Genomic DNA, 12,695 nt, shown 5'->3' with positions numbered 1-12,695 from the left:
ACTAACCGCGTTGGCGACGGTCGATATGCACAGGTCAAAGCGTTGACAGCGTTGAGTCGAATTGAGCGCAGCTGAAGCTACTGCGGACGGACTGCGGACGAAGCCGACTGGGGCGCGATCAGTCAGTTTTTGAAGATCAACACGAGGTATCGCCGAGTCTTGAATACTCGTGACGATCGCCTCGTTTATTAGAGCTGCGTCCACCTATACCGGCGTGCCACGGTTGGTGCCTGGCTTCTGAATCAACAGGTCGTCATGTTCATGCCGACGGCATGCTTCGACGAACGGGATCGCGGCGGACTTGTTTCCCAAGAACAACTTGTACTGTTCGGTGTCGATCGCGTAATACTCTTCGTAGTCAACGAGTCCGTTGCTGACCGGTATGGAGATGTAGTAACGGCCCGAATCAGTCTCCAGGCCAATCGAGTACCGATCCTCTTTGGAGAAATAGACATCTTCAAATCTCATTGATGCCCACCTCCATTCGGTATCTCGGTGACGTTGTACCCACCACTCGGTATGCGCCCTCCGTCAATAATAGCTTCGGAAGCTCCGTCGGGGAGCTTTCCCCCAGGGATCCACTGCTCGTTTGCGCCAGCTTCGTTTCCCGAAGGCATGCGGAGTTCGTACTTGCCTGGATCTGGGACATCCACTCGGACAAGCTTATTAGAGTCAAGGTAGCCATCTGGCAAGCCCAATGCCTTTTCCATCAGTCGTGGATTGCCCTGGGTCGAACCGATTAGCGAATCAGCCTCGCCTTTAGGCATCACGAAAGACGTGCCGTCCCGCTGCGCTATCCCGTACTTATCGAGGTTGCTTTCTGGCATGAACCTGGAAGCCCCGTCGCTGAATTGAGAGAGATGGTGGTCGATGTATTCGCGCGGTAAGTAATCGGAAGGATCTGGGCGACTCCCCTTTTCAAGGGATAGAACGTGATCGCGGACTTCGGCCGAGAGCTGCCCGGACGAGTCGAGTGCACTGTGCCCTGACCAGCCGTCAACGGTGGGTGCGTGAGGTGTGGGATGGTCGCCGTGAACGGTGTGATCCACGGCTGAGCCTGGGTGGTCCACCAGAGGGCCGGGATGTGTTGCGCCACCGGGGGTATCGACGGGGGGTCCAGACAAGTCGTGTGTGAGTGCGCGTCCTTCTGCGCCGGTCAGGTCGCCAAGTAGGCCGCGTGCTCCGGCTGCGGCTTCTCCGCCGATAGCTCCGCTGGCGAGGCCTTCGGTGCCTAGGATGATGTTTTTGCCGATGGACTCGCCGGGGTGGTTGTAGAAGTCCTGGGCTTCTTGGATGCCCATTTTGGGTGCTGCCAGAGGATCGGTCATCAGCTCGTGGACCTGCTTGGCTGCGCCCAGGCCAACGTCTTTCCATGTATCGGCAACACCAGGTGCGCCCGGACCGGCTTGCCCGGTAAGGATCTTGCCCTGCTCGATCTGGCCGCCAACGGTTTTGGTGGCCGAGTCGTTGGCGCGGCCGATGATGTCGTTGAACTGATCACCGGCAGAGTTGTGCAGCGGCACCTGTCCGGGTGTACGCATCTGCTCGGCCTCGGTCATGAAACGCGGGGCCTGCGCCGCCTTCACGGCGTCGTTGACTCGCTGTTCGATCTGATCGGCAGGGACCTTCGCGTTGATCAGGTTTTGGCGGGTGATGTCTTTGAACGCCGGAACATCACGGTCAGCCAATGTTGGGGCGAGCTTGGCTGGAGCGGTTTTGTCGATATTGCCCACACCCGGCAGCGCCCCCACCCCGCCCAGCTTGCTCGGATCAACACTCTTATCCCCCACCGGCACAGTGTTTTTCGGATACCACTCCTTGTACTTGGCTTCCGTGTCGACACCGGTAGCGGCAGCGGCCTTGGTCGCGCCAGGATCACCATCAGGATTGAGCCCAGCAACATTCTGCAGCGCTCCCAGTTGGCCGTTTGGCTTGATGGCTGAGCCCGGTGCCAGCGGCAGCGCCTGGGCAGCAGCACCGGACGGGTCCGGAAGGCTCTGGGCGGCTTTGACAGCGGCCTCAAGGTCAGTATTCGCGGCCTCCCCGGCTGCCCGGATCTGCCGCAGGGTGTTGGTCAGGTAGTCCAGCTCGTTTTTGTCGTACTTACCGTTGGGCGGAGTGACTTCACCGGTGTCGTAGTTGATCGTGAATTTGCCGCTGGTGGCATCGTTTTCGATCTTCTTGAGCAGCTGTTGTACGCCCTCGAATTCATCGGCGGCACGCCGTATCTTGGCTGCCGCGCCCTGCTGGGCCTGGGCGTGCCCCTCGAGGTACTTGCCGTGCGCGTCGATCTCATGGTGAGCAGCATCCCCGGAGACGCCTTTCCAGCCATCACCCATGATCGGCAGCTGCTCGACACCGCGCTTCATGTCCCGGTTCGCGCTGGCCATGGCATCGAGCCCGTCCGCGACATCGCGGAACGCCTGAACCTTGGCGCGCTTGATATCGGCCAACGACAGCGACACGAGGGTTACGCCTGGGCCTGCGGGCGGCTGCCCAGAATGTTCACGGCATTCTGTTCTTCCATCCCAGCGAAGGCGTACCCGATCTGATCGAACGCATCGCGGTAATGGGTGGCTTCATTCTCGACGTGCTTGGAGTGGCCCTGCCACTGCGTCGACTCACTGCTCAGCGCCGAGGCCGCACCGCCGACCCAACCGGACATGGCCGCGCTGATCGCCGCGTGCGCCTTGGTGTGCGCGGCACGGTGCGCAGCCATCAGCCGATCCATCTCATCGGCTGAGCGGTGCAACAGTTCAGGACTGACATGCAATGGCCCCACAGCAACACCCCCCGGACAGCTAGCTACTACGCGCACAGTACCGCGCGGCTCGGTAGCTGTATAGCGGGCCGGGGTCGTCAGGGTGCTTCGTAGCGTCCCACTGATTCGATGCGCCAGCCTTCGTCCTTGCGGATCAAATCGAAGCGGGCGTTCTCCCCGGGCAGCACCATGCCTGTGATCTGGCGAGCAAATTGGGTGCGTACGCGGGCGACTAGTCGCCGATCGCCTCTGGCGATGACCTCGTATTCCTTGATTTTGACATCGCCGTATGAGTTTTTGAACGAGCGAAGGATCTTCGCGTGGGGTTCGGTCCAGCGTCCGGTTTTGTTGGCGTCACCGGGCATGTCGATGGTTTCGAGTTCTAGGCGGGCGGTGCCAGTGCTGACAGCGAGCAGCCGGGATAGATCGTCGGCGTTGATGGCGTCGATGTACTCGGTAACAACAGCCTTGGCTGCCGCATCGTCGTTCTGATCTTCGCCGCTCACGCCCCAATGGTAGATCCCGGCAACGATCAGCGCGCCGACGAACATCGCCGCGAACGCGGCCAGCAGACTGCGCTGCTTTACTCCGGTACGCATTCGTCGTTCACCCACTTCCCTCTAACGAACTCGGCGACCTTGAAACCGATCGGGTACTTGCCTGCCTGGCCACCAATCGAACGGTTCAATGACCCGGTCATCGGGAATACCATCCGAACATCCATCACCATGCCCTGCCATGCAATGTCCGGGACGTGGCCCACATCTTTACCCCGGAACAATGCCTCATCGGCTTTCCGTGCATCTCGGACATCCTTGCGGCGTTGCGCCTCAAGGTCTTTGACTCCCTGGGTGGCTCGCCGGTAGACCTCGCCCTTGTTGTCCTGAACGAACAGGTTACTGCCGTCGACATACACGTCACGTTCATGGACCATGTCCGGCGGTATCGCGTCGGGACTAATGTCCTTGGGGTAGCAGACCTTAACCTGTCCACCGCAGCGTGGATCGCTGGTTCCGGTCGCGCATTCTTGGGTGTCCGTGGGCTCTTGGATCTCCGGGTTGGAGTCGTTCTCGTAGGACCATTCCGGGCCCGGATCAGGCTGGAGTGTGTGGCCGTACTTGTCCTTGTTACGAAGGTTGTTCAGCGCGCTGCAGCTGCCATCGGGGTTCTGGCCACCAAAGACGCACGAGTACTTCTTGACCTCCTCAGCGCGCCCGTCTAGGTCATCTTCCTTATTGCTCTGCGGTGGCCGTGGAGCCTGCGATGAGGGTGGGCTAGAGGGTTGCTGCGTTCCCGGAACTTGGGACGCGGGTTGATGCCCCTGCTGTGGCGACTGCTGTTGGGGTGGCTGATAATCCGGATTGGGCTTACCGGGGCCCTGCGTGTAGCCCGGCGCGGTCGAATAGTCGGGAATCTGAGTACCGTGAGCAGGCTGGTCCCAGCCCTGCTGCGGTTGTTGCGCCCCTTGCTGTCCCGCCTGCTGCGGCGCACCCTGCGCGCCCGTGTTGTAGATGCTGATACCAGAGTTCTGGTCCAACGGCGGCTGGTTGATACCGCCCTGGTAATCGGGCATCTGAGCGGGCATCTGCGGCGGTGAAAACTGGCTGCCATTCATGCCGCCGTTATTGCCGCCCGGACCCCCAGTGGGTCCACTGGGATCAGCCGCTGCGGTCTGCATCGTTGAGAAACCGGCGGCGGGGTACTCGTAGTCAGTAGCGACCTTCACGCCACCGGCGACAACCGCCAGCAGCGCCGCCGCCGCCAATCCCCGGCGCAAACCCGCAGGAAAGCGGCCTTTGGGCCCATCCATGCCCATTCAGCATCCCTCCGCAACGCCCGCCCGCCTCCAGTTAGGCGTAGCTAACGGAAGGATCGCACATCATCACCAGGCATGTCTAAGCGAGTGCTGTTTGCCAAGATCGACGGCGTATCGAGCGCTACCCCATTTCCAGCCCAAGCGTCCGAGGGAATGACACCGCCCACTGCAAACTCGCCCTAATCCCACCCTTGGTGGAAAATGTCGAATGTAGATCCGCCGAATGCCGCGAGGGGGCAATAAGGGGCTGGGAGGGGCTATCCCCCTGGGCGTGACAGAAGGCACTGTCGCAACTTGTGGCGACCGAGTCCTCAAATCCCCCGCGTAAAGGTCGGTGCCGTGCGGCAGTAGAGGATTCACGCATACCACGCAATCCGTGCGACGGGATCTCACTACCGAAGCGCGAACACGCTGACCGTGGATACCTCACGCATATCCAAGTCGCCGCCCTCGCAACCGCCGTTGATCGCAACCCCGAGGCTGTGCGGTTCCTGGCCTACACCGGCCTGCGATGGGGTGAGATGGCTGCACTACGGGTGCAGGACTTCGACATGCTGCGCCGCCGGGTCAACGTCTCTCGGTCAGTCACCGAATCCAGCGGACTGGATTGGGGCACTCCGAAGTCATGGGAGCGCCGCTCGGTTCCCTTCCCCGCTGTCCTTTCCGACGAACTTTCCGCGCTCATGGTCGGCAAGGGACGCGATGACCTGGTGTTCACAGACCTGCGTGGCGGGGTGCTGCGGAACTCCAATTACCGGGCGCGTGTCTTCGCGCCAGCGGTCGAGGAATGCCAGGAGATGGGCCAGACCTTCCCGACGATCACCCCGCACGATCTACGGCACACGGCGGCCAGCTTGGCGGTCAGTGCGGGCGCGAACGTGAAGGCGGTCCAGCGGATGCTGGGGCACGCAAAAGCGTCGATGACCCTGGATGTCTATGCGGACCTGTTCGACGCCGATTTAGACGCTGTAGCGGACAGTCTGGATGCGGCAATCCGATCTACTGCGGACGGACTGCGGACGAGCCCGGTTTCAAACATCCCCTAGAAAAACGAAAGACCAGGCATAGCCTGGTCTTTCCCTTGGTGGAGCTAGGGAGAATCGAACTCCCGACCTTCTCGATGCGAACGAGACGCGCTACCAACTGCGCTATAGCCCCAAGACGTTAAGACCTTACCAGCCGTCCCGCGTCTGACCGAATCGCGTACTTACTGACCGACCGCGTGCGGCATACGGTACTGCCGCGGCTCGTCGTAGTAATCCAGATGTTCGAAAACCGGGTCCTCATCATCGATTTCGAGGACGGCCGCACCCGGGCGGCGCAGGCGCTGCGGCACCACATCCAGCTCACGGTCCGCGACGTTCTCCACACCGACCACGCGAGCACGCTGGTAGCGCGCGGCACGGCGACGGCGCAACTGCTCCTCGATGCGGGTCTGACGACGCAGGTAGCCCAGGTAAAGCACCGCCGCCACACCGAGAGCGCCACAGGCCCACCACGCGGTGCTGGTCGCCGTAGCGGCCACCAAACCGGCGACGACCATCGCCGCCACCAGACCCATCAGTACCCGCTTGCGGAAGGCGAACTTGCGCGCGTTCTCCTTGGCCATGACCTCGGGATCAAACCGGCGGCGGCGCGACGAGCTGTACACCGGCGGAGCCTGGTGACGTTCCCGCGACGGCTCCGCCGCAATGGCGAGACCAGAGGTGTCATCGACGTATTCGTAAGTACCCGAATCTGTTTCGGCTGCGACCCGTGCGCTGGGCGCCTCCTCCAGATCCTCGAGTTCATCGGACAGCGCCGCCTCGCCGGCCGGTAGTGCGGTCGCGTCCTCGTCGATGACATCGACGTCGACGGGCTCGTCGGCCACAACCTTCTTCTCGGGGCGAACCTTGCGCACGGCCATGGCCTTGACGGCCTGGGCCGCGTCCTTGTCCTCCTCGGTGGGCGCGCTCGCGATCACGCCGGTCGACTCTTCTTCGTCCTCGTCGTCAAGTTCGTCGATGTCTTCACGACGGAAATCCGGATCGCTGCGGTGACCGGCGGCGGGGCCCGTGCGGCGCAGCAGCTTGGCGGCCTTCCCGTTCAGGACCCGCGTCGCGAGGGCGACATCGCTCGTGCGCTTGACCACGTCACGCTTGTTGATCAGCATCGGCACCAGGACGAACAGCCACAGCACGACCAGTCCGATCCACAACACCGATTGGGGGATGCTCGGCATCTCGGCCTGCTCCTTTCTGCGCGCGCTCCGTGCCTCTACGTCTAAGCCTCAGGTCAAGGCTAGGTTGGCGATCTGCGCACGTTACGAGGCGCGCCGATACCAATTACACACCTGTAATTCTACAGGGGCAAGCATCACAGGCCCCAATAGTCACACCAGTCTCAGCAATCTCTTGGCGACTCTGCGTCTCACCACGGTTTTCCACCCCAAAGCGTCGTGAGACGCAGACTCGGCCCGGGGTGTCGGAGCGCGCTGGGAGGCTGCAGGCCATGGGGGATATTTCGGCCTCGCCGCGCTGGCCATTCCGCTCCGCCGACGTACTGGCCACGGGCGCCATCTCAGAACGCCGACTACGCCGGCTGTACCGGCAGCTCTATCCGGGCGTGTTCGTGCCGCGCGACGCGCAGGTCACCGCGACCGAGCGGGCCATCGCCGCGTGGGAATGGTCACGGCGTCAAGGCGTTGTCGCCGGGCTGTCGGCATCGGCCTTGCACGGTGCGAAATGGATCGACGGCGATCTCCCCGCCGAGCTGGTGCACGGGAACTACCGCACACCCGCCGGGATATCGGTGCACCTGGACTCGTTGCTGGCCGGCGAGACCGTCGAGTTCGACGGCATGACGATCACGACGCCCGCGCGCACCGCATTCGATCTGGGGCGACGGCTGACGCTCGACCTCGCCGTAGAGCGAGTCGACGCCCTGATGAACGTCACCGGCCTCACCGCACCCGAGGTGCACGCCATCCTGGCCGCCCACCGGGGCGCACGAGGCACCACGCGGCTGCGCGAGGTGCTCGCTCTCGTCGACGCGGGCGCGGAGTCACCACAGGAAACCCGCACGCGGCTGCTGCTCGTCCGGAGCGGTTTCCCCAAACCCCAAACCCAGATTCGAGTCGTCGACAGATTCGGGGACTTCGTCGCGAGGGTAGACATGGGTTGGGAGAAACCGAAGGTCGGCATCGAGTTTGATGGCGCGCACCATTGGACGGACGCTCATCAGCGGTCACGGGATGTCGATCGTGCGGTCGCACTGGCGGATGAAGGCTGGACCATCATCCGGGTCACCTCCGAACTGCTCCGGCATCGCGCGGGCACCATTGTCAGCCGAGTCGACGCGGCCCTGCGCACCGCGAGTCTGCGTCTCGCGACGGTTTCGCGCCCCAAAGCGTCGTGAGACGCAGACTCGGCCGAAAAAGCTAGACCCAGCTGGCGTTGCCGGAACGCACCAGCGTCGCGGCGACCGACCCGCGCACCTCTTCGACCGTCATCGCGACCAGCAGATGGTCGCGCCAGGCGCCGTCGACGTCGAGGTAGCGCTTGAGCAGCCCCTCCTCGCGGAAGCCCACCTTGGACAGCACCGCGCGACTGGCTCCGTTCTCCGGCCGCACCGTCGCCTCCACCCGGTGCAGGGTGACGGGCCCAAAGCAGTGATCGAGCCCCAACGCCAGCGCCGCGGTCGCCACCCCCTGCCGGGTGACGGTGCTGACCACCCAGTACCCGATCCACGCCGAACGCAGGGCGCCGTGGGCGATGTTGCCGATCGTCAGTTGGCCGACGAACTGCCCGTTCAGCTCGATGGCGCAGGGAATCATCCGGCCCTTGCGCGCCTCGGCCCGCAATCCCGAACACAGCGCCGGCCACGACGACACCCCGTGACGCGCCATCCAGTCGACCTCGGAGGACGGCTCCCACGGCTGTAGATGCGATTGGTCGGCCAGCCGGGCCCGGCTCCACGCCATCCCGTCCCGCAGCCGGATGGGCCGCACCGACACCACCCCGGCGGGTACCCGCAACTTCCCAAGTTGCATTGGCCAGCCGGGATGCGCACTCTCCTGACGCCAGACGCTCATCCGCGCTGCGCCAGGAACGCGACCTCGACGATCTCCCCCGTGCGGACCTGTTCCACCTCGGCGGGCACGATCACGAGGCAATTCGCCTCGGCAAGCGTCGCGAGCAGATGCGAAGACGCACCGGGCGCACCGAGGATCTGCACCAGATACTCGCCGTTGTCCTGATCGCGCATCAGCTGCCCGCGCAGGAACCCCTTGCGTCCCGCAATGGAAGTAATGGGAGACACGGTGCGCGCCTGGATGATTCGGCGTTGCGACTGCCGACGGCCCAACGCCAGCCGGATCAGCGGCCGCACCATCACCTCGAAGACCACCAGGGCGCCAACCGGATTGGCCGGAAGCAAGAAGGTGGGCACCGCGTCCCGGCCCAGCTGGCCGAAGCCCTGCACCGATCCCGGGTGCATGGCGATGCGGCCGACCTCCATCTCGCCCAGCGCCGACAGCGCCTCACGAATACCCTCCGCGGCGGCGCCGCCGACGGCACCGGAGATGACGACGACCTCGGCCCGGTTCAGCTGACCCTCGACCACCTCGCGGAAAGCGGCAGGCTCGGCACTGACAATGCCCACCCGGTTGACGTCGGCGCCGGCGTCGCGGGCGGCGGCCGCCAGCGCGTAGGAGTTCACGTCGTACACCTGGCCGTTGCCCGGGGTGCGATCGACGTCGACAAGCTCGCCGCCGACACTGATCACCGACAGCCGGGGCCGCGGATGCACCAGCACCCGGTCCCGCCCGACCGCCGCCAGCAAGCCCACCTGCGCCGCGCCGATGATGGTGCCCGCGCGCACCGCGACATCGCCGGGTTGCACGTCGTCGCCCGCGCGCCGCACGTAATCACCCGAACGCACCGCGCGCAGCACCTTGACCCGGGACTCACCGCCCTCGGACCAGCGCAGCGGCAGCACCGCGTCCGCCAGGGTGGGCATGGGGGCGCCGGTCTGCACGCGCACCGCCTGCCGGGGTTGCAGCCGGGTCGGGGTGCGGTCCCCCACCCGGACCGTGCCGACGACCGGCAGCTCAACCGTTCCGATCTCGCCGGTGGATTCCTCTACATCGTCTTCGTCATCGGGGCTGCCGCCCTCACCCGGACTGATTACGCGCACCACACCGCCGGCGGCCTGCACATCGACACTGCGCACCGCGTATCCGTCGATGGCGGCCTGATCGAATCCCGGTAGCGGCCGGGCCGTCACCACTTCCTCGGCGCACAACAAACCCTGGGCTTCGGCGATCGCCACCCGAACCGGGCGCGGCGCGACCGCAGCCGCCGTCACTTTGGCCTGCTGCTCCTCGACCGAACGCACTGGCGCCTTTCTTACTCCGACTCCGGCAGCACGGACGATTCCCGGCCGAGCCGCTCGACCAGCCACTCCCGCAAGCCCGGACCGTAATCGTCGCGGTCCAACGCAAAGTCAACAGCAGCCTTGAGATAGCCGCCGGGATTTCCCAGGTCGTGTCGGGATCCGCGATGCACCACGACATGCACTGGGTGCCCCTCATCGATCAACAGCGCGATGGCATCGGTGAGCTGCAGCTCACCGCCGGCACCTCGCGGTATCCGCTTGAGGGCGTCGAAAATCGCGCGATCCAGTAGATAGCGCCCCGCCGCCGCATAGTTCGACGGCGCTTCGTCGGTCTTCGGCTTCTCGACCATGCCCTTGACCCGCAACACATTCGGGTTGGCGGCATCCGGAACGATCTCGACATCAAAGGCGCCGTAAGCGCTGATCTCACTGGGCTTGACCTCGATGGCGCACAACACCGAACCGCCGCGCTTGGCCCGCACCTTGGCCATGGTCTCCAACACGCCGCGGGGCCACACCAGGTCGTCGGGCAGCAGCACCGCCACGGCGTCCTCATCGTCATCGAGCACCGGCTCGACGCATCCGACGGCGTGCCCGAGCCCCAGCGGCTCGGCCTGCACCACCGATTGCACCTTGATCAGCGCGGGCGCCCGCCGCACCTTCTCCAGCATGGCGTGCTTGCCGCGCGCCTCCAGGGTGCCCTCGAGGACCAGGTCCTCAACGAAATGCGCGACCACCCCGTCCTTGCCTTCGGAGGTCACGATCACCAGGCGCTCGGCACCGGCTTCGGCGGCCTCCTCGGCCACCAGCTCGATTCCGGGTGTGTCGACTACCGGAAGCAGCTCCTTGGGCACGGTCTTGGTGGCCGGTAGGAACCGGGTGCCCAAGCCCGCCGCGGGGACCACGGCAGTGCGCGGGATGGACACGTCAGGGGCCGTCATAGCCACTCACCCTAACCACTGACTCCGGAATTCCGCTGGCAAGGCGGTACCGTCACGGAATCAGCACCTCTCAGAACATCAAGGACGCCCTGCGGCAACAGATTGTGCAGGCACGACGGGCGATATCGCGCGACGAGCGCGAAAAGCAAAACGCCGCGCTCGCCGCGCATGTCCTGACCGCGGTGTCCGGGCTTTCCGTGATCGCCGCCTATCTACCTGTGGGATCCGAACCCGGGTCGGTGCAGATGCTTGACGCCGTGGTGCACGGCGGTGTGCGGGTGCTACTGCCGGTCGCCCGCACCGACCAGGCAGGCACTCCAATGGCGCTGACGTGGGCGGAGTATCGCCCGGGAGAGCTGCTGGACGCCCCCTTCGGACTGCGGGAGCCCGCTCCACCGGTATTCGGTGCAAGCGCCCTCGCCGAGGCCGAGCTCGTCTTGGTACCGGCACTCGCGGTGGATAGACGGGGTAACCGGCTGGGTCGCGGCGCCGGGTTCTACGACCGCTCACTGGGGATCGTGGCGCCGACAACGGCCCTGATCACACCGCTGTACGTGGGCGAGATACGCGACGAGATCCCGGCGAGTCCCCATGATGTCCCGGTGACGCACGCCCTTACCGCCGACGGATTGGTCACACTCGGCACCGGGACGTGGCGGGCCTAGCACTCCAAGCGGTAGAGTGCTAGTGGCGTTTCATGGCTTGCCAGTTCCGGAGGACCCCCATGCCCACCTATTCCTATGCGTGTGCCGACTGTGGCGACAAGTTCGACATCGTGCAGTCGTTCACTGACGATGCGCTGACCGTGTGCCAGAAGTGCTCAGGCAAGCTGCGCAAGCTGTTCAACTCGGTGGGCATCGTGTTCAAGGGCAGCGGCTTCTACCGCACCGACAGCCGCTCGGGCAGCGTGGACGCCGCCCCCAAGAGCGAATCCAGCACCAAGAGCGAATCCAAGTCCTCCTCGGACTCGTCCAGCTCGTCCAGTACTTCGTCGAGCGGCTCGTCATCGAGCACATCGAGCTCGTCCACCGCCACCGCGTCCGCCGCCGCCAGCTGACGAGTTATCCACAGCGACAAATTCTCTGCTGACGAGAAGATGTCCGCCGCCCTAGCGTGAGGGCATGGCCCGCTCGCCCCTCGATCCCACCGTGCTGCAGCGCATATCGGCGGCACTTCGCCCGGATTGGGCTCGTACCGTGCTGGCGCGCAGAATCGCGGCAGCAATCCTGGTGCTCCTCGCGGCGGTGCTGGCGTTTCGCCCCGACCCGGGCAACGATCGCGCCGGGGTGGTGGTAGCCACCCGTGACCTGCCGCCCGGCACCATTCTGGCCGACGATGACGTGCGACTCGAAAAGCGTGCTAGCGCAATCCTTCCCGACGGTGCCAGCACCGATTTCGGTGCCATCGTCGGTGCGACACTCGCGGGACCGGTGCGCCGGGGTGAGATGCTCACCGATGTACGCGTGTTGGGTTCGAGGCTGGCGGAGTCAGCTGCGGGCAAGGACGCCCGCATTGTCCCGGTACCACTTGCCGACGCCGCCACCATCGACATGATCCGCACCGGAGATGTCGTCGACATCCTCACCGTGGCCGAACACCCAGCGGGCATGGTGAACGACTCTCCTCCCGAGCCGACAGTGCTAGCGACCGGCGCGGTGGTGGTGTTGGTGTCACCGAAACCCGCTACCAAAGGCGTTGGGACCGAAAGAGTGGTAATGGTCGCATTGCCGCCGCAGCAGGCAAATCGCGTCGCCGCAATCGCGCTAGTGCAGGCGGTAACGCTGACCTTCCGTTAAGGTCA

Annotated in this window: 14 protein-coding genes and 1 tRNA gene; 5 read left to right on the top strand and 10 right to left on the bottom strand. The window is 64.7% G+C overall.

Annotation, left to right across the window (positions count from 1 at the left end; translation table 11 throughout):
- Nucleotides 1–204: 204 nt before the first annotated feature.
- The 5 genes from ABG82_RS05830 to ABG82_RS28880 all read right to left on the bottom strand — a co-directional run bounded on the left by ABG82_RS05830 (nt 205) and on the right by ABG82_RS28880 (nt 4,571).
- Nucleotides 205–468: a hypothetical protein gene (locus ABG82_RS05830; RefSeq protein WP_043080152.1), complete on the bottom strand. Its 264-nt coding sequence runs from the start codon at nt 466–468 to the stop codon at nt 205–207.
- The gene (locus ABG82_RS28885; RefSeq protein WP_052511128.1) at nt 465–2,465 is read right to left on the bottom strand and encodes a hypothetical protein; all 2,001 of its coding nucleotides are present in this window, start codon (nt 2,463–2,465) and stop codon (nt 465–467) included. Before ABG82_RS28885 ends, ABG82_RS05830 begins: the two co-directional genes overlap by 4 nt.
- Before the next feature lie 5 nt (nt 2,466–2,470).
- Nucleotides 2,471–2,782: a WXG100 family type VII secretion target gene (locus tag ABG82_RS05820; protein ID WP_043080151.1), complete on the bottom strand. Its 312-nt coding sequence runs from the start codon at nt 2,780–2,782 to the stop codon at nt 2,471–2,473.
- A gap of 77 nt (nt 2,783–2,859) precedes the next feature.
- Nucleotides 2,860–3,360, bottom strand: coding sequence for a hypothetical protein (locus ABG82_RS05815; protein ID WP_043080150.1), 501 nt, complete (start codon nt 3,358–3,360; stop codon nt 2,860–2,862).
- Nucleotides 3,345–4,571, bottom strand: coding sequence for a hypothetical protein (locus ABG82_RS28880; protein ID WP_054492155.1), 1,227 nt, complete (start codon nt 4,569–4,571; stop codon nt 3,345–3,347). Before ABG82_RS28880 ends, ABG82_RS05815 begins: the two co-directional genes overlap by 16 nt.
- 302 nt (nt 4,572–4,873) lie before the next feature.
- On the opposite strand from ABG82_RS28880, the gene ABG82_RS05805 reads away from it, so the two are divergent.
- Nucleotides 4,874–5,623, top strand: a complete 750-nt coding sequence (locus tag ABG82_RS05805; RefSeq protein ID WP_234714710.1) for a tyrosine-type recombinase/integrase — start codon at nt 4,874–4,876, stop codon at nt 5,621–5,623.
- A gap of 36 nt (nt 5,624–5,659) precedes the next feature.
- Here the strand turns inward: ABG82_RS05805 and ABG82_RS05800 are convergent.
- Both ABG82_RS05800 and sepX read right to left on the bottom strand, forming a co-directional pair.
- Nucleotides 5,660–5,735 (bottom strand) — tRNA-Ala (locus ABG82_RS05800).
- 49 nt (nt 5,736–5,784) lie between these two features.
- A complete protein-coding gene (sepX, locus tag ABG82_RS05795) occupies nt 5,785–6,798 on the bottom strand; it encodes a divisome protein SepX/GlpR (RefSeq protein ID WP_043078740.1) in 1,014 nt (337 codons plus the stop codon).
- A 269-nt stretch (nt 6,799–7,067) separates the two neighbouring features.
- Here sepX and ABG82_RS05790 point away from each other — a divergent pair, with 269 nt between their 5' ends.
- Nucleotides 7,068–7,973, top strand: a complete 906-nt coding sequence (locus tag ABG82_RS05790; protein WP_043078741.1) for a DUF559 domain-containing protein — start codon at nt 7,068–7,070, stop codon at nt 7,971–7,973.
- A 22-nt stretch (nt 7,974–7,995) separates the two neighbouring features.
- Here ABG82_RS05790 and ABG82_RS05785 read toward each other — a convergent pair whose 3' ends face one another.
- Genes ABG82_RS05785 through ABG82_RS05775 form a run of 3 tightly spaced genes read right to left on the bottom strand, consistent with a single transcriptional unit; the run spans nt 7,996 to nt 10,894 of the window.
- Nucleotides 7,996–8,649, bottom strand: coding sequence for a GNAT family N-acetyltransferase (locus ABG82_RS05785; RefSeq protein ID WP_043078742.1), 654 nt, complete (start codon nt 8,647–8,649; stop codon nt 7,996–7,998).
- On the bottom strand, nt 8,646–9,953 hold the full coding sequence (glp, locus tag ABG82_RS05780; RefSeq protein ID WP_043078743.1) for a molybdotransferase-like divisome protein Glp: 1,308 nt from the start codon (nt 9,951–9,953) through the stop codon (nt 8,646–8,648). The genes ABG82_RS05785 and glp overlap by 4 nt, the downstream gene beginning before the upstream one ends.
- An 11-nt stretch (nt 9,954–9,964) precedes the next feature.
- Complete coding sequence (locus tag ABG82_RS05775) at nt 9,965–10,894, bottom strand: UTP--glucose-1-phosphate uridylyltransferase (protein ID WP_043078744.1); 930 nt, start codon at nt 10,892–10,894, stop codon at nt 9,965–9,967.
- Between the two features lie 59 nt (nt 10,895–10,953).
- On the opposite strand from ABG82_RS05775, the gene ABG82_RS05770 reads away from it, so the two are divergent.
- The 3 genes from ABG82_RS05770 to ABG82_RS05760 all read left to right on the top strand — a co-directional run bounded on the left by ABG82_RS05770 (nt 10,954) and on the right by ABG82_RS05760 (nt 12,690).
- Nucleotides 10,954–11,559: a 5-formyltetrahydrofolate cyclo-ligase gene (locus ABG82_RS05770; RefSeq protein WP_179948712.1), complete on the top strand. Its 606-nt coding sequence runs from the start codon at nt 10,954–10,956 to the stop codon at nt 11,557–11,559.
- Nucleotides 11,560–11,618: 59 nt separating this feature from the next.
- Nucleotides 11,619–11,951 (top strand): FmdB family zinc ribbon protein, encoded by a 333-nt coding sequence (locus ABG82_RS05765; protein ID WP_043078746.1) that lies wholly within the window; start codon nt 11,619–11,621, stop codon nt 11,949–11,951.
- 64 nt (nt 11,952–12,015) lie between these two features.
- Nucleotides 12,016–12,690: an SAF domain-containing protein gene (locus ABG82_RS05760; RefSeq protein ID WP_043078747.1), complete on the top strand. Its 675-nt coding sequence runs from the start codon at nt 12,016–12,018 to the stop codon at nt 12,688–12,690.
- The last annotated feature ends 5 nt before the right edge of the window (nt 12,691–12,695 follow it).

The organism is Mycobacteroides immunogenum, from assembly GCF_001605725.1.
GTDB classification, from domain to species: Bacteria; Actinomycetota; Actinomycetes; order Mycobacteriales; family Mycobacteriaceae; genus Mycobacterium; species Mycobacterium immunogenum.
The sequence above is the reverse complement of the archived record's forward strand: the minus strand, read 5'-3'. Positions and strand labels throughout refer to the sequence as shown.

What these genes read in the sequence shown, in the direction of transcription:
- ABG82_RS05785 (WP_043078742.1), bottom strand. Translation starts at nt 8,649, where the DNA reads ATGAGCGTCTGGCGTCAGGAGAGTGCGCATCCCGGCTGGCCAATGCAA.
- ABG82_RS05830 (WP_043080152.1), bottom strand. Translation starts at nt 468, where the DNA reads ATGAGATTTGAAGATGTCTATTTCTCCAAAGAGGATCGGTACTCGATT.
- ABG82_RS05815 (WP_043080150.1), bottom strand. Translation starts at nt 3,360, where the DNA reads ATGCGTACCGGAGTAAAGCAGCGCAGTCTGCTGGCCGCGTTCGCGGCG.
- ABG82_RS05765 (WP_043078746.1), top strand. Translation starts at nt 11,619, where the DNA reads ATGCCCACCTATTCCTATGCGTGTGCCGACTGTGGCGACAAGTTCGAC.
- ABG82_RS05790 (WP_043078741.1), top strand. Translation starts at nt 7,068, where the DNA reads ATGGGGGATATTTCGGCCTCGCCGCGCTGGCCATTCCGCTCCGCCGAC.
- ABG82_RS28880 (WP_054492155.1), bottom strand. Translation starts at nt 4,571, where the DNA reads ATGGATGGGCCCAAAGGCCGCTTTCCTGCGGGTTTGCGCCGGGGATTG.
- sepX (WP_043078740.1), bottom strand. Translation starts at nt 6,798, where the DNA reads ATGCCGAGCATCCCCCAATCGGTGTTGTGGATCGGACTGGTCGTGCTG.
- ABG82_RS05760 (WP_043078747.1), top strand. Translation starts at nt 12,016, where the DNA reads ATGGCCCGCTCGCCCCTCGATCCCACCGTGCTGCAGCGCATATCGGCG.
- ABG82_RS05775 (WP_043078744.1), bottom strand. Translation starts at nt 10,894, where the DNA reads ATGACGGCCCCTGACGTGTCCATCCCGCGCACTGCCGTGGTCCCCGCG.